The sequence below is a fragment of the Cellulomonas sp. P4_H12 genome (assembly GCF_056400905.1).
Genome location: NZ_JBFUKJ010000029.1, coordinates 15,618 through 30,212, shown reverse-complemented (window position 1 = coordinate 30,212; position 14,595 = coordinate 15,618). Strand labels below are relative to the sequence as shown.

General features: G+C 72.8%; 15 protein-coding genes and 1 tRNA gene. 8 read left to right on the top strand and 8 right to left on the bottom strand.

Annotation, left to right across the window (positions count from 1 at the left end; genetic code table 11):
- Position 1 precedes the first annotated feature (1 nt).
- The 5 genes from rplA to AC1DQC_RS16090 form a co-directional block, all read right to left on the bottom strand.
- Complete coding sequence (rplA, locus tag AC1DQC_RS16110; RefSeq protein ID WP_477052246.1) at positions 2 to 721, bottom strand: 50S ribosomal protein L1; 720 nt, start codon at positions 719 to 721, stop codon at positions 2 to 4.
- Between the two features lie 128 nt (positions 722 to 849).
- Positions 850 to 1,281, bottom strand: a complete 432-nt coding sequence (gene rplK / locus AC1DQC_RS16105; protein ID WP_056023364.1) for a 50S ribosomal protein L11 — start codon at positions 1,279 to 1,281, stop codon at positions 850 to 852.
- A gap of 85 nt (positions 1,282 to 1,366) precedes the next feature.
- Entirely contained in the window at positions 1,367 to 2,200 is an 834-nt protein-coding gene (gene nusG / locus AC1DQC_RS16100; protein ID WP_477052245.1) for a transcription termination/antitermination protein NusG, read from the bottom strand.
- Positions 2,201 to 2,307: 107 nt separating this feature from the next.
- On the bottom strand, positions 2,308 to 2,598 hold the full coding sequence (gene secE, locus AC1DQC_RS16095; RefSeq protein ID WP_477052244.1) for a preprotein translocase subunit SecE: 291 nt from the start codon (positions 2,596 to 2,598) through the stop codon (positions 2,308 to 2,310).
- 151 nt (positions 2,599 to 2,749) lie between these two features.
- Positions 2,750 to 2,822 (bottom strand) — tRNA-Trp (locus tag AC1DQC_RS16090).
- A 224-nt stretch (positions 2,823 to 3,046) separates the two neighbouring features.
- Between AC1DQC_RS16090 and AC1DQC_RS16085 the strand changes: the two genes are divergently transcribed.
- The 8 genes from AC1DQC_RS16085 to AC1DQC_RS16050 all read left to right on the top strand — a co-directional run bounded on the left by AC1DQC_RS16085 (position 3,047) and on the right by AC1DQC_RS16050 (position 10,677).
- Positions 3,047 to 4,276: a pyridoxal phosphate-dependent aminotransferase gene (locus AC1DQC_RS16085; protein ID WP_477052261.1), complete on the top strand. Its 1,230-nt coding sequence runs from the start codon at positions 3,047 to 3,049 to the stop codon at positions 4,274 to 4,276.
- A 7-nt stretch (positions 4,277 to 4,283) separates the two neighbouring features.
- Complete coding sequence (locus AC1DQC_RS16080) at positions 4,284 to 5,132, top strand: ABC transporter ATP-binding protein (protein ID WP_477052243.1); 849 nt, start codon at positions 4,284 to 4,286, stop codon at positions 5,130 to 5,132.
- Complete coding sequence (locus AC1DQC_RS16075; protein ID WP_477052242.1) at positions 5,129 to 5,959, top strand: ABC transporter permease; 831 nt, start codon at positions 5,129 to 5,131, stop codon at positions 5,957 to 5,959. The genes AC1DQC_RS16080 and AC1DQC_RS16075 overlap by 4 nt, the downstream gene beginning before the upstream one ends.
- 63 nt (positions 5,960 to 6,022) lie before the next feature.
- Positions 6,023 to 7,549, top strand: coding sequence for a sensor histidine kinase (locus tag AC1DQC_RS16070; protein ID WP_477052241.1), 1,527 nt, complete (start codon positions 6,023 to 6,025; stop codon positions 7,547 to 7,549).
- Positions 7,546 to 8,226, top strand: coding sequence for a response regulator transcription factor (locus tag AC1DQC_RS16065; protein WP_477052240.1), 681 nt, complete (start codon positions 7,546 to 7,548; stop codon positions 8,224 to 8,226). The genes AC1DQC_RS16070 and AC1DQC_RS16065 overlap by 4 nt, the downstream gene beginning before the upstream one ends.
- A complete protein-coding gene (locus tag AC1DQC_RS16060; protein ID WP_477052239.1) occupies positions 8,223 to 9,245 on the top strand; it encodes an adenosine deaminase in 1,023 nt (340 codons plus the stop codon). Before AC1DQC_RS16065 ends, AC1DQC_RS16060 begins: the two co-directional genes overlap by 4 nt.
- A 65-nt stretch (positions 9,246 to 9,310) precedes the next feature.
- Positions 9,311 to 10,240, top strand: a complete 930-nt coding sequence (locus AC1DQC_RS16055) for a hypothetical protein (RefSeq protein WP_477052238.1) — start codon at positions 9,311 to 9,313, stop codon at positions 10,238 to 10,240.
- A complete protein-coding gene (locus AC1DQC_RS16050; protein WP_477052237.1) occupies positions 10,237 to 10,677 on the top strand; it encodes a GntR family transcriptional regulator in 441 nt (146 codons plus the stop codon). The genes AC1DQC_RS16055 and AC1DQC_RS16050 overlap by 4 nt, the downstream gene beginning before the upstream one ends.
- Here the strand turns inward: AC1DQC_RS16050 and AC1DQC_RS16045 are convergent.
- The 3 genes from AC1DQC_RS16045 to AC1DQC_RS16035 all read right to left on the bottom strand — a co-directional run bounded on the left by AC1DQC_RS16045 (position 10,599) and on the right by AC1DQC_RS16035 (position 14,433).
- A complete protein-coding gene (locus AC1DQC_RS16045) occupies positions 10,599 to 11,699 on the bottom strand; it encodes a UDP-N-acetylmuramate dehydrogenase (protein WP_477052260.1) in 1,101 nt (366 codons plus the stop codon). The genes AC1DQC_RS16050 and AC1DQC_RS16045 overlap by 79 nt on opposite strands.
- A 63-nt stretch (positions 11,700 to 11,762) precedes the next feature.
- The gene (locus AC1DQC_RS16040; protein WP_477052236.1) at positions 11,763 to 13,007 is read right to left on the bottom strand and encodes an MFS transporter; all 1,245 of its coding nucleotides are present in this window, start codon (positions 13,005 to 13,007) and stop codon (positions 11,763 to 11,765) included.
- Positions 13,008 to 13,044: 37 nt separating this feature from the next.
- Complete coding sequence (locus AC1DQC_RS16035; RefSeq protein ID WP_477052235.1) at positions 13,045 to 14,433, bottom strand: MFS transporter; 1,389 nt, start codon at positions 14,431 to 14,433, stop codon at positions 13,045 to 13,047.
- Positions 14,434 to 14,595 lie beyond the last annotated feature (162 nt).

Genomic DNA, 14,595 nt, shown 5'->3' with positions numbered 1-14,595 from the left:
GTCAGGCGGCGTCGTCCTCGGAGGTGAGGTTCCGCGTCTTGTTCTGGTCGACCAGGATGCCGGGGCCGTTCGTCGTCGAGAACGTCGCCTTGGCGATGTACCGACCCTTCGAGGCGGACGGCTTCAGACGCAGGATCTCGTCGAGCGCGGCGGCGTAGTTCTCCACGAGCGCCGTGTCGCTGAACGAGGTCTTGCCGATGATGAAGTGCAGGTTCGCGTGACGGTCCACGCGGAACTCGATCTTGCCGCCCTTGATGTCGGACACGGCCTTGGCCACGTCCATCGTCACGGTGCCGGTCTTCGGGTTCGGCATGAGGCCGCGCGGCCCCAGGACCTTGCCCAGTCGACCGACCTTGCCCATGAGGTCGGGCGTGGCGACGGCGGAGTCGAAGTCCGTGTAGCCGGCTGCGACCTTGTCGATGAGCTCGTCGCCACCGACCTCGTCGGCACCCGCGGCGCGGGCCTGCTCGGCACGCTCGCCCGTGGCGAACACGATGACGCGGGCGGTCTTGCCGGTGCCGTGGGGCAGGTTGACCGTGCCGCGAACCATCTGGTCCGCCTTGCGGGGGTCGACACCGAGGCGGAACGCGACCTCGACGGTCGAGTCGTACTTGGTGGTGGACGTCTCCTGCGCGAGGCGGACGGCCTCGAGCGGGGTGTAGAGACGGTCGGCCTCGATCTTCTCGACCGCGGCGCGGTACGCCTTGCTGTGCTTCGCCATGCTCTTCTCCTGTCGTGGTCAGTCGGGCCGTTCAGGCCCTTCCACAGTGCTCAGCGAGCCGGACTCGGCCCGCCGTTGTCGTGCTAGCTCGTCAGCCCTCGGTACCGATTCCTCGGTCTGAGCTGCGCTCAGCCCTCGACCTTGATGCCCATCGAGCGGGCCGTGCCCGCGATGATCTTCTCGGCCGCGGCGAGGTCGTTGGCGTTGAGGTCCTCGAGCTTGGTGCTCGCGATCTCGCTGACCTGCGCCTTGGTGAGGGTGGCGACCTTGACGGTGTGCGGGGTCGGGGAACCCTTGGCCACACCGGCGGCCTTCTTGATCAGCTCGGCGGCCGGCGGCGTCTTCGTGATGAAGGTGAACGAGCGGTCCTCGTACACCGTGATCTCCACGGGGATGACGTTGCCGCGCTGCGCCTCGGTGGCAGCGTTGTACGCCTTGCAGAACTCCATGATGTTGACACCGTGCTGACCGAGCGCCGGACCGATCGGCGGCGCAGGGGTGGCCGCGCCGGCCTTGATCTGGAGCTTGATGAGGCCGGTGACCTTCTTCTTCGGGGGCATAGCTGCTTCCGTTCGTGTCGTGGGCCGACGCCGTGGGCGATGACCCGGTTGCAGGACGTCGGGCGTGGGCCCGACGCGAGAACAGTCAGATCTTGGCGACCTGGCTGAACGACAGCTCGACCGGGGTCTCCCGGCCGAAGATGGAGACGAGGACCTTGAGCTTCTGGTTCTCGGCGTTGATCTCGGAGATCGTGGCGGGGAGCGTGTCGAACGGGCCGTCCGTGACGGTCACCGACTCGCCGACCGTGAAGTCGACCTTGATCTGCGAGGCGGCCTTGGCGGCGCCGGCGGCCGTGGTCGGCTGCTTGGGCTCCAGCGACGGCGCGAGCATCGAGAAGACCTCGTCCAGCGTGAGCGGGACGGGCTGGTGTGTGTGGCCGACGAAGCCGGTGACGCCCGGGGTGTGCCGGACGGCGCCCCACGACTCGTCGGTGAGGTCCATGCGGACGAGGACGTAGCCGGGGATCCGGACGCGCTTGACGACCTTGCGCTGCGCGTTCTTGATCTCCACGACCTCCTCCATGGGGACCTCCACCTGGTAGATGAAGTCCTCCATGTTGAGGCTCTGGCGACGGTTCTCGAGGTTCGCCTTCACGCGGTTCTCGTAGCCGGCGTAGGAGTGGATGACGTACCAGTCGCCCAGCTGGGTGCGCAGCTGCTGCTTGAAGGCGGCGACCGGGTCCTCCTCGACGTCGGGCTCGTCGTCGGCCTCGGCCTCGTCGGCCTCGTCGGCCTCGTCGGCCTCGTCGTCGTCGAGCTCAGCAACCTCGTCGCCGGTCTCGTCGCTCTCGGTGGCGTCATCGACGACGGCGTCGTCGACGCCGTCCTGCGCCGACCCCTCGACGGCCTCGACCGACGCGATGGCGTCCTCGAGCTCCGCCTCGGCGCCCGTGGTGGGCTCCTGCGACTCCTGCGACACGTGCGAACCTGCTTTCTCCAGCGTGTGCGCCCGGCGAACCGGCGCGGTGGTTGCTCGACCCTGGTGGGGCGACTGCCTAGCTGTCGGGAACTGTCCCCGACCGGCCGTCAGCCTCCGAAGACCCAGAACGTGAGCTTGCCGATGCCCAGGTCGATGACGGTGACGAAGGCCATGATCACGGCGACGAACACGAGCACGACGCTCGTGTAGGTGATCAGCTCCGACCGCGTGGGCCGGACGACCTTCTTCAGCTCCGCGATGACCTGGCGGACGAAGAGTGCGATGCGGGCGAACATCCCACGAGACTCGGACGACCCCTTGCGGGCACCCTTGGGCGTCGACGGGCGCGCCGCCGAACCCTCGGCGTCGGACGCCGCAGCCGGTGCTGTTTCGCTCACGTCTGGCCCCTACGTCTCGTGGTGGTTCCTCAAGCCGGGCCCGTGCGGATACCCGGCAGACGGACAGGCCGACGCGTCGCGCCGGACCGACCGGCGGTCCTGCTCGCCATCTGGTCCGCCCGGGGAACCCCGGACGTCCGAGACGCGTGCGCAGGGCAGACAGGACTCGAACCTGCAACCTGCGGTTTTGGAGACCGCTGCGCTACCAATTGCGCCACTGCCCTACGGCGGCCTGCGCCCCCCACGACGACCCGTGCGCACGCCGTCGGACACCACCCGCAGGGGGTCCGCGCGGCTTCCCGGAGACCTCCGGGGCACGGCTCATCATGGCGGACGTCAACCGCCGGGGGTTCACTGTACGCGACGTGCGCCCGTGGGTCGAACCCGCCGGGGAGCACCAGCGGGGGCGCTGACATGCCGGGCACGGGTCGACGTGACCTCTGCCACTATGGGGGCCGTGAGCGAGCAGACCCCTCCCCGTGCCCGTGTGTCCGCCCGACTGGCCGCGATCGCCGAGTCCGCGACGCTGGCGGTCGACGCCAAGGCCAAGGCGCTCAAGGCCGCTGGTCGCCCGGTCATCGGCTTCGGCGCCGGGGAGCCCGACTTCCCCACGCCGGGGTACATCGTCGACGCGGCCATCGCCGCCGCCCAGGACCCCGTGAACCACCGGTACACGCCGGCCGCCGGGCTGCCTGCCCTGCGCGAGGCCATCGCGGCGAAGACGCTCCGCGACTCCGGCTACGAGGTGAAGCCGTCGAGCGTCCTGGTGACCAACGGCGGCAAGCAGGCCGTCTACCAGGCGTTCGCGGCGATCCTCGACCCGGGCGACGAGGTGCTGCTGCCCGCGCCGTACTGGACCACGTACCCGGAGGCGATCCGGTTGGCCGGAGCCGTCCCGGTCGAGGTGTTCGCGGGTGCCGACCAGGGGTACCTGGTGACCGTCGAGCAGCTCGAGGCGGCCCGCACGCCGCAGACGAAGGCGCTGCTCTTCTGCTCCCCCTCCAACCCGACCGGCGCGGTCTACTCCCCCGAGCAGACGGCGGAGATCGGCCGCTGGGCGCTCGAGCACGGCATCTGGGTGATCACTGACGAGATCTACGAGCACCTCACCTACGACCACGCGGTGTTCACGCCCATCCTGCGCGTGGTGCCCGAGCTCGCGGACACGACGATCGTGCTCAACGGCGTCGCGAAGACCTACGCCATGACCGGGTGGCGCGTGGGCTGGATGATCGGTCCCCCGGACGTCATCGCCGCGGCGACGAACCTCCAGTCGCACCTCACGTCCAACGTGGCGAACGTGTCGCAGCGGGCCGCGATCGCCGCGCTCACCGGCGACCTCGCGGCCGTCGAGGAGATGCGGACCGCGTTCGACCGGCGCCGGCGGACCATCGTCGAGATGCTCGCGCAGATCGACGGCGTCCAGGTCCCCACGCCCGAAGGCGCGTTCTACGTGTACCCGTCGGTCAAGGGCGTCCTCGGCCGGACCATCCGCGGCGTCACGCCGACCACCTCGGCGGAGCTGGCGACGCTGATCCTCGAGGAGGTCGAGGTCGCCGTGGTGCCCGGCGAGGCGTTCGGCCCGAGCGGCTACCTGCGGCTGTCGTACGCCCTGGGCGACGACGACCTGGTCGAGGGCATCAGCCGGATCCAGTCGCTGCTGGCCGAGGCCGAGTAGACCGTCCGTGCCGGACGCCGTCGAGGTCACCGGCCTGCGCAAGGCCTACGGCGAGAAGCGGGCCGTCGACGGCCTCGACCTGCGGGTGGCCACCGGGGAGGTCGTCGCGATCCTCGGACCGAACGGTGCCGGGAAGACGACGACGGTCGAGATCCTCGAGGGCTACCGCACGCGGGACGGCGGCGACGTGCGCGTGCTCGGGCGGGACCCGCAGACCGGCGACCGGGCCTGGCGCTCGCGGCTCGGCATCGTGCTGCAGAGCAACAACGACCTCGCCGAGGCGACCGTCGCGGAGCTGGTGCGGCACTTCGCCCGGTTCTTCCCCGCACCGCGGGACCCGGACGAGGTGATCGCCTCCGTGGGGCTGCAGGAGAAGGCGCGGACGCGTGCCCGCCAGCTGTCGGGCGGTCAGCGCCGCCGGCTGGACGTCGCCCTCGGCATCGTCGGCAGGCCTGATCTCCTGTTCGTCGACGAGCCCACCACCGGCTTCGACCCGCAGGCGCGACGCTCGTTCTGGGACCTGGTCGAGGCGCTGGCCGCCGACGGCACGACGATCCTGCTGACCACCCACTACCTGGAGGAGGCGGAGCGCCTCGCCGACCGCGTCGTCGTGGTGCACGACGGGCGGGTGGTCGCCGAGGGGCCACCCGCCGACCTCGGGGGCCGGACCGCGCGGCAGGCGGTCGTGCGCTGGACGCAGGACGGCGTGACGCGCGAGGTCCGGACCGACACGCCGACGCAGACGGTGGTCGACCTGACCGCGAGCCTGGGCGGGGAGGTACCGGGCCTGCAGGTGCTGCGCCCGACGCTGGAGGACGTCTACCTCACCCTGATCGCCGACGAGGCGCGGGCATGACCGCCGAGCAGACGGCGCTGCCCGGGGTCGTGCGCCTCGGGCTCGCGCGGACCGGCTACGAGGTGCGCACGTTCTTCCGCGAGCGCGACGCCGTCGTCTTCATCTTCGCGTACCCGATCATCATGCTCGCGATCTTCGCGACGGTGTTCGGGCAGGACGGCGCGACGGTGGGGCCGGCGCCGGGGATCCCGTTCGCCCAGTACTTCCTGCCGGGCATGCTGGCGACGGGCATCATGCTCTCCAGCTTCCAGAACCTCGCTATCACCATCGCCGTGGAGCGGGACGACGGCGGGCTCAAGCGGCTGCACGGCGCACCCCTGCCGCCGGCGGCCTACTTCCTCGGCAAGACCGGCGAGGTGCTGGCCACCTCGCTGGTCCAGACGACGCTGCTGCTCGCCGCCGCAGCGCTGTTCTTCGGCGTCCCGCTGCCGACGACCGCCGCCGCGTGGACCACGTTCGCCTGGGTGTTCCTGCTCGGGACCGCGGCGGGCACCCTGTGCGGCGTCGCCTTCTCGTCGGTGCCCCGCTCCGGGAGGTCTGCGAGCGCGGTGGTCACTCCGGTCGTGCTCGTCCTGCAGTTCATCTCCGGCGTGTTCTTCGTGTACAACGACCTGCCGACGTGGATGCAGCAGGTGGCGGCGGTGTTCCCGCTCAAGTGGATGGCGCAGGGCATGCGCTCGGTGTTCCTGCCGGCGAGCGCCGAGTCGTGGGAGGTCAGCGGCTCGTGGCAGCACGGCGCGACGGCGCTGGTGCTGATCGCCTGGGCGGTCGCCGCGCTGCTGGTCGGCGTCCGGACGTTCCGCTGGCAGCGCCGCGACGACGGCTGACGTCGTCACGCCGGCTCTGGAGACGCCTGCGCGGGGGCGGGCACGGCGGACATACTGTCCGTCATGCCACGCCGCGCCCGGGTCGCCCCCGGTGCCACGACCGGTGCGATCCCGATGCACCGGCGCACGCTGGCGCACCTCACCGTCCGGGCCCGGCTGCTCACGGCCGTCGTCCTGCTGGCGGCCGTGACGGTGATGATCGCCGGTGGAACCGCATTCGCGCTTCAGGCGGCCGAGACGGACGCCCGGATCGACAACTCGTTGTCGCGAGCGGTCGCGGCGCTCCGCCAGGTCCAGGCGGAGCGGGACTCCACCACGAAACTGCCGTTCGACAGCGTGAGCGCTGTGCTGAAGGAGGGCGTCCGGAACCGCGTGCCCGGTAAGAACGAGGGGGTCATCACGCTGGTCGACGGCGAGCCGGAGTGGCTGCCCGCACCTGAGACGCGGGCAGTCAGGCTCGAGCGGGACCCGGAGCTCGTCGCGGTCCTGGCGACGTTGCCGGCAGACACCACCTCGGTCGCCCGGACCGTCGACACAGCGGTGACGCAGTACCGCCTGATCGCAGTGCCGGTCCTCCTGTCCGGCGACCCGGGCACCGGCATGTTCGTCGTCGCCTTCGACCGCACCGCTGAGATGTCGAGTCTGCGGAGCACGTTCGTCACGTACTCCGCCGTGGGGCTGGCCGCCCTCGCCGTGATCGCCGTCGTGGCCTGGTTCGTCGTCGGGCGCCTGCTGCGGCCGATCCGCCTGCTGCGGGACACCACGCGCCGGATCACGGAGTCGGACCTGTCCGAGCGCATCACGGTGACCGGCAAGGACGACCTGTCGAACATGGCGCGGACCGTGAACGCCATGCTCGACCGGCTCGAGCGTGCGTTCGGGTCGCAGCGCGAGCTGCTCGACGACGTCGGTCACGAGCTGCGCACCCCGCTGACGATCGTGCGCGGCCACCTCGAGCTGCTGGACCCGGACGACCCCGACGACGTCCGCGCCACCCAGGCGCTGGCGCTCGACGAGCTCGACCGGATGCAGCGCCTGGTCGACGACCTGATGACGCTCGCGACCACGGACCGCCCCGACTTCGTGCGGTACGCGCCCACCGACGTGGGGCGGCTGACCGACGACGTGCACGAGAAGGCGCGGGCGCTGGGCGACCGGCGCTGGGTGGTGGCCTCGCGGGCGGACGTGACGGTGCAGCTCGACGCGCAGCGCATCACCCAGGCGTGGTTGCAGCTGCTCGCCAACGCCTGCCGCTACTCCGCCCCGGGTTCCACCGTCCGGCTCGGCAGCGAGGTGGCGGGCGACCGCCTGCTGCTGTGGGTGCGCGACGAGGGGCCCGGCGTCCCGGCCGGCGAGGAGGGCCGGATCTTCGAGCGCTTCCACCGCGGGCAGGCCGATCGCATCTCCCACGGCGCCGGCCTGGGGCTGCCGATCGTCGCCGCGATCGCCCACGCCCACCACGGCGGTGTGTTCGTGGAGCATCCACCGGCTAACGTCGGGCCCGGCGCGGTCTTCGTGCTGGACCTGCCCGCCGTCGATCTCGTGGACGGCGAGACCCGACCCGTCGCCCAGCTGGTGGAGAACCGATGACGCACATCCTCATCGCCGAGGACGAGGAGCGCATCGCCGCGTTCGTCGCGAAGGGCCTGCGCGCCGCGGGGTTCGAGACGAGCGCCGTGACGTCCGGCGAGGACGCGATCGCGCTGGTCCGGGCCGGGGACGTCGACCTGCTCGTGCTCGACCTGGGGCTGGTGGACATCGACGGCTTCGAGGTGCTCCGGCGCCTGCGTGCCGCCGGCGAGACCGTGCCCGTCATCGTGCTCACCGCCCGCTCGTCGGTCACCGACACCGTCACCGGGCTGGAGTCCGGGGCCGACGACTACATGGCCAAGCCGTTCCGGTTCGAGGAGCTCCTGGCCCGCGTCCGGCTGCGGCTGCGGGCGCAGACCACCTCCCCCGAGGCGTCGGTGCTGCGCCACGGAGCGCTCGAGCTGGACCTGCGGACGCGCCGGATGAAGGTCGGCACGCAGGAGGTGGATCTGTCCGCCCGCGAGTTCGCACTGGCCGAGACGTTCCTGCGGCACCCCGGCGACGTGCTCACCCGCGAGCGCCTGCTCTCCGAGGTGTGGGGCTTCGACTTCGACCCCGGCTCGAACGTGGTCGACGTGTACGTGCGGTACCTGCGCCGCAAGGTGGGCGCCGAGCACTTCGACACCGTGCGCGGCGTGGGGTACCGGCTCATCGACGCGACCACGGCAGGCGTGTGACGGCCCGGGACCTGGCCCTTCTGCCGAAGGCCCACCTGCACCTCCACTTCACCGGCTCGATGCGGGTGTCCACGCTCGCGGAGCTGGCGACGACCCACGGGATCCGGTTGCCGTCCGCCCTGCTCGACGACGACGCCCTGCACGTCCCCGCCGACGAGCGCGGCTGGTTCCGGTTCCAGCGCCTCTACGACGCCGCCCGCGCGTGCGTCCGCAGCGAGGCCGACATGCGCCGGATCGTCGCGGAGGCCGCGCAGGACGACGCTGCCGAGGGCTCGGGTCGGCTCGAGATCCAGGTGGACCCGACGTCGTACGCACCGTTCGTCGGCGGCCTCACGCCCGCGCTCGAGATCGTGCTCGACGCCGCCCGCGAGGCCGCGGCGAGCACCGGCGTCGACGTCGGCGTCATCGTCGCCGCGTCCCGCATGCGGCACCCGCTCGAGGCGCGCACGCTCGCCCGGCTCGCGGCGCACCATGCCGGTGACGGGCCGGGTCAGGTGGTCGGCTTCGGGCTGTCCAACGACGAGCGCCGCGGCGAGACGTCCGAGTTCGCGCACGCGTTCGCGATCGCCCGTGACGCCGGGCTGGCCTCGGTGCCCCACGGCGGGGAGCTCCTCGGGCCTGCGCACGTCGAGGAGGTCGTCGAGCACCTGCACCCGGATCGGCTCGGCCATGGCGTGCGGTCGGCGGAGGACCCGCGGGTGCTCGAGCGCGTGGTCGACGAGGGCGTGGCGCTCGAGGTGTGCCCGGCATCGAACGTGTCGCTCGGCGTGTACGACCGCGCGTCGGACGTGCCGTTGCGCGCGCTGGTCGACGCCGGCGCGACCGTGGCGCTCGGCGCCGACGACCCCTTGCTCTTCCGGTCGCGCCTGCTCGACCAGTACGTGCTGGCGCGCGAGGTGCACGAGTTCTCCGACGACGAGCTCGCGGAGCTGGCGCGGTCGTCGATCCGGGCCAGCCGCGCGGGTGACGACGTCCGCGCCCGGCTGCTCGCCGGGGTCGACGCGTGGCTCGCGTCTTGACTCGACCGCGACCGGTCGCGCTATTGTGTCAATAGATTGATTCATTGACACAAGGAGCTGACACGATGTCCGTCGGAATCTGGCTCGTGCTGCTGCTCGGGCTCGCGCTCGGCATCGGCTGGGCGCTCCGTCCGGTCCGGACGACGGGCGCGACCTCCCCCTCCGAGGCATTCGTTGCCGCCGAGCGGCACGCCCGACGGGTCACGGCAGTGGCGTGGTGCGTGCTGATCCCCGTGCCGGTCCTCGTGCTCACGCTCGCGCCGATGGCGTCGGCGTTCGCCCTGACGACCCCCGCGGTCGGCGGTGTCGCCCCGGGGGCCGTCCCGCTGCTCGCCGGCGTGGGCTTCGCCGCGGTCCACCTCGTCGGCGAGCTCACCTGGCCCCGGCCCGACGGCCCGGTGCGTCGGGCACCCCTGGTCCGCCGGCAGATCCGCGACGTGGCCCCGCGCGCACTCCTCGCGCTGACGTGCACCTGGGCCGCGCTCCTGGCGCTCCTGCTCGTCGTCGCCGGTGCCGCGGCAGGTACGGGAGGACGGTCGCTCTCCTACGCCCACGCGGGGCAGGTCGTGAACACCGCCAGCCCGTTTCCGGGCTGGTACTACGGACGGTGGATCGGGGTCGCGCTGGTGCTCCTGGTCATCGGCTGCCTCGCCGTCCTCGCGCTCGTCGCGCGCCGTCCCGCGGTCGCGGACACGGATCCCGCCGACGACCTCACGCTGCGCCGCACCTCCGCGCGACGCGTGCTGGCCGGCGTGCAGCTGACCATCGGGTGGACGCTCGCGGCCTGCCTGTTCGTCGCCGCCAACGCCGTGCGCAGCGTGCAGCCGCGGTGGGCAGACGCGTTCGGGGTCGGCAGCTCCGAGGCGGTGGCGTCGGCCGTGGCCATCGTCGCCGTCTCGATCGCCGCGGCCGCGCCGGTCATCGCGCTGCGGTGCAGCCGGGCGCCGCGCGTCACCGCCCCACCCGTCGCGGCCCGGCCGCAGGTCACGGCATGACCGCGCAGCTCGAGGTCGACCTGACCTCCGGCGTCCCCGCGTTCGAGCAGATCCGCGCGCAGGTGGTCGCGCACGTGGCTGCCGGACGGCTGGTGGCCGGCGACCGCCTGCCGACCATCCGTGCCCTGGCCACGGATCTCGGCCTGGCCGCCGGGACGGTCGCGCGCGCGTTCCGGGAGCTCGAGGCCGAGGGCGTCGTCGAGACCCGTCGCCGGGCCGGGACGGTCATCGCCGAGGGGGCGTCGGTGCCGACGGACCTCGCGCGCCGGGCCGCGGAGACGTACGTCGCGGCCGTCCGCGCCGCCGGCCTGACCGACGACGAGGCGCTCGTGCTGGTGCACGGCGCGCTGCTCGGGCGTCAGAGCGTGACGCCCACGAGCACGGGTTCCGGCTCGAGCTCGACGCCGAAGGACGCCCGGACGCCGTCGCGCACCTGACGGGCCAGCGCGAGCAGGTCCTCGGCCTTCGCGCCGCCGCGGTTGGTCAGCGCGAGCGCGTGCTTGGTCGAGAGCGTCGCGGGGCCGGGGGCACCGAAACCGCGGGAGAAGCCTGACCGCTCGATCAGCCAGGCCGCGCTCGACTTCACGCGGCCGTCGTCCGTCGGGAAGCGCGGGGCGTCGTCCGGCAGCGCGGCCGCCGCCTCGGCGGTCAGCAGCGGGTTGGTGAAGAACGAGCCCGCGCTCCACGTGTCGTGGTCGTCGGGGTCCAGCACCATGCCCTTGCGGGCGCGCAGCGCAAGCACGGTCTCGCGGACCGCGGCGAGCGGGGCACGCCCACCGATCTCGATCCCGAGCGTGCGGGCGAGCTCGGCGTAGACGATCGGGCGGGACAGGTCACCGGGGCGCAGCTGGAACGTCACGTCGAGCACCACGTAGCGGGGCGTCGGCGACCACGGGGCGCGCGGGTCGTCGGAGTCGGCGGACCGCATCGAGCGCTTGAGCAGCGACGTGCGGTAGCCGAACGCGAGCGTGACCAGCGGCAGCGTGCGAACCTTGCCGCGCCCCCGGTCCCAGACCCGGACGGTCGCGATGCTCTGCGAGACCTCCTGACCGTACGCGCCGACGTTCTGCACCGGCGTCGCGCCCGTCGAGCCGGGGATGCCCGAGAGCGTCTCGATGCCCGTGAGCTCCTGCTCGACCGCGTACCGCACGACCTCGTCCCACGGCGTCCCGGCCGGCACCGTGAGCGTCGCCCCGGCGCACGCGGAGGCGTCGGGGACGTCGATGCCGCTGCGCACGTCGCGCACGACCACGCCGTCGAAGCCGGCGTCCGCCACCAGCAGGTTGGATCCGCCCCCGACGACGAGGACCGGCTCCCCCGACTCGTCGGCCGCGCGCACGGCGGCGATCAGCTCGGCCTCGGTCGAGGTCTGGACGTACCGCGACGGCGCCCCGCCGACGCGGAGCGTGGTGAGGTCCGCGAGGGTGGAGGACTGCGCGGTCGTCGCGGGCCAGTGGATCGTCGGAGGGACGCTCGCGGGCGAGCAGTCGTCCGTGCTCAGCTCGGTCTGCACGCCCTCAGGCTAGCCGCGGTTCTTGAGCGGGGCCGCGGCGTTCACCACGAGCAGACCCAGCACCACGGGCACGACGATGACGAGCAGCGCGTGCCGGTACCCGACGTGCTGCGCCAGCAGCCCGAGCAGCGGCGGACCGGCGAGGAACGCGCTGTACCCGATCGTCGAGACCACGCTGACACGGGCGGCGGCGCGGATCGGGTCGTCGGCCGCGGCGCTCATGCCGACCGGGAAGCCCAGCGCGGCCCCCGCCCCCCAGATCACGATGCCCACGATCGCGAGCCCCAGGTGACCGGCGAGGGCGAAGGTGACCAGGCCGACCAGCGAGAGCGCGCCGCACAGCCGCAGGATCGCCACGCGGCCGTACCGGTCGAGCAGGAGGGTGCCGAACCAGCGCATGGCGGTCATCGCGGTGACGAAGATGGCGAACGCGAGGGCGCCCAGGGCGTGCGGCACGTCGAAGCCGTCGACGACCGCGAGGCTGACCCAGTCGTTGGCCGACCCCTCCGTGAGGGCTGCCGCCAGCACGACGAGGCCGATGAGCAGGGTGCGCGGCTCGAGCCACGCGGCCAGCGCTCCGCGAGCTCCCTTCTCCGGCTTCTCGGAGGCGTGCCGCACGTCAGGCTCGTCGGCCGCGGGCAGGAAGGCCCGGACGGCGAACGCGACGCCGATCACCGACAGGACGACCGCGATCGGGATGTGCACGACCACGGGCACGTGCAGACCGGCCGCGACGGCGGCAACCCCGGCGGCGGCGACCGTGCCGAACGAGAACCCGGCGTGGTAGCGCGGCATGATCGTGCGGCCCAGGTGCTGCTCGACGACCGCGCCCTCGACGTTCATCGACGCGTCCCACACCCCGGTGCCGACGCCGAAGAGCACGAGGCCCAGGCCGACGACGGGGACCTGGCCGAGCGCCACGCCGATCGAGGCGACGACGAGCCCGCTCGCGTTGAGGATCGCGAACGCGAGCACCGTGCGGCGGGCACCGAGGCGCTCGATCACCATGCCGGACAGCGGCAGCGCGACCAGCGAGCCGACCGCGCCGACGAGGAGCAGCAGACCCATCTGGGCAGGGTCGAACCCCAGCCCGTCGCGGATGGCCGGCAGGCGCGCGGCCCAGCTGGCGAAGTTGAAGCCGTTGAGGAAGAAGACGAGGAAGACGGCGATCGACGCCTTCTCGACCACGCGGCCGGGCCGCGCGGGCGCGCCGGTCCCGATCAGCTCGTCGTCTCGTCCCGCTGGCGTCGTCATCGGCCCTCCGCTGCTCATGATGTCGTCCGTTCGGGGGTCAGGGCACGCGCACGAGGCGGCGGCGGGTGCGGGTGCGGTGGATGCGGCGGCTGTCGGCCGTCACGCGGTCGGCGTGCCGGGCGGCGATCGCTCCGTACGGGTCGGGGTCGGCGTCGGCGAGATGGACGATCGGCTCGTCGTCGGAAGGACGTTCGGGCTCGTCCGCGATCGACACCCGCTCCGGGGCGACGCGGCCGGCGAGCAGCACGCTGGCCACCATGGCCACGGCGATGAGCACGAGGGCGTGCCGGGCACCGGTCGACGCCGCCGCGACGCCGAGCAGCGGCGGCGCCGCGATGGAGGCCACCGAGGCGAAGGCCGACACGACGGCGACGCGGCCGGCCGCACGCATGGGGTCGTCGGACGCCGCGGCGATGCCGACCGGGACCGCGAGCGCGGCGCCGAAGCCCCACAGGACGATGCCGGCCCCGGCGAGGACCAGCGACGGCGCGAAGCCGAAGAGCAGCAGCCCGACGATCGAGACGACCCCCGAGACCCGCAGGACCGGCACCCGGCCGAACCGGTCGATGAGGCGGGTGCCGAGCAGCCGGACGACGGTCATCGCGCCGACGAAGACGCCGAGCATCGCGCCGCCCACGGCCTCGGAGCGCCCGAACCCGTCGACCACCGCGAGCGACAGCCAGTCGTTGGCGGACCCCTCGGAAAGGGCCGCGGCCATGATGACGACGCCGATCAGCAGCGTGCGGGGCTCGCGCCACGCGTCCAGCGAGCTGGCGATCCGGCGGCGGCGGCCGACGGTCGCCGTGCCCGCCGGTGCCACGACCGGCGTGCGCGGCCGGTCGCCGGGGGCGGCAGCGAGCACCACGCCGCGCAGAGAGGCCAGCCGCCAGACGACGGCCAGGACCGCGACCGCGACGAACTGCGCGGTGACCGAGATGCCGAGGTGCGACGCCGTCGCCCCGAGCGCCGAGCCGGTCACCGCGCCGATCGAGAAGGCGGCGTGGAACTGCGGGATCACCGTGCGACCCATCGCCCGCTCGATCCGGGCCGACTCGACGTTGAGGGGCACGTTGCCGAGCGCGACCGCGACGCCGTTGAGGAAGACGCCGACGCCGAGCAGGGTGAGCGACCCGAGGGCGGGGCCGACGCCCATGAGCACGAGCGCGACCGCGAGCACGGCCGTGGACGCCACGATCCCCACCCGGCTGCCGAACCGCTGGACGACGACGCCCGAGACGGTGACGGTGAGCAGCGCGCCGACCGAGCCGATCAGCAGCAGGACGCCCAGCTCGGCGGTCGACAGATCGAGCAGGTCGCGGACCGTCGGGATCCGGGCGAGCCAGCTGGAGAAGGTGATGCCCGCGAGGGCGAAGAGCCCCATGAGGAGCCAGCGGGCTCGACTCACGGCGGTGGTGGGGTGGCGCACGGCTTGCTCCATCGTTCTGGCTACGTATCGAATCGATTCGACCGGGCGCCGTCGGGATCGGTCGAATCGATTTGAGGGACGGCGACATTCTGCGGGTACGCTGGCCGCTGCGTCAAACGCTTTGCCCGCCCGCGCGGCGCGTCCCCCCAGGTCCGCCGCCGA

Excerpts from the sequence above, each read along its gene's own strand:
- rplA (WP_477052246.1), bottom strand. The coding sequence starts at position 721 with ATGGCGAAGCACAGCAAGGCGTACCGCGCCGCGGTCGAGAAGATCGAG.
- rplK (WP_056023364.1), bottom strand. The coding sequence starts at position 1,281 with ATGCCCCCGAAGAAGAAGGTCACCGGCCTCATCAAGCTCCAGATCAAG.
- AC1DQC_RS16085 (WP_477052261.1), top strand. The coding sequence starts at position 3,047 with ATGGGGGCCGTGAGCGAGCAGACCCCTCCCCGTGCCCGTGTGTCCGCC.
- AC1DQC_RS16075 (WP_477052242.1), top strand. The coding sequence starts at position 5,129 with ATGACCGCCGAGCAGACGGCGCTGCCCGGGGTCGTGCGCCTCGGGCTC.
- AC1DQC_RS16070 (WP_477052241.1), top strand. The coding sequence starts at position 6,023 with ATGCCACGCCGCGCCCGGGTCGCCCCCGGTGCCACGACCGGTGCGATC.
- AC1DQC_RS16065 (WP_477052240.1), top strand. The coding sequence starts at position 7,546 with ATGACGCACATCCTCATCGCCGAGGACGAGGAGCGCATCGCCGCGTTC.
- AC1DQC_RS16055 (WP_477052238.1), top strand. The coding sequence starts at position 9,311 with ATGTCCGTCGGAATCTGGCTCGTGCTGCTGCTCGGGCTCGCGCTCGGC.
- AC1DQC_RS16050 (WP_477052237.1), top strand. The coding sequence starts at position 10,237 with ATGACCGCGCAGCTCGAGGTCGACCTGACCTCCGGCGTCCCCGCGTTC.
- AC1DQC_RS16040 (WP_477052236.1), bottom strand. The coding sequence starts at position 13,007 with ATGACGACGCCAGCGGGACGAGACGACGAGCTGATCGGGACCGGCGCG.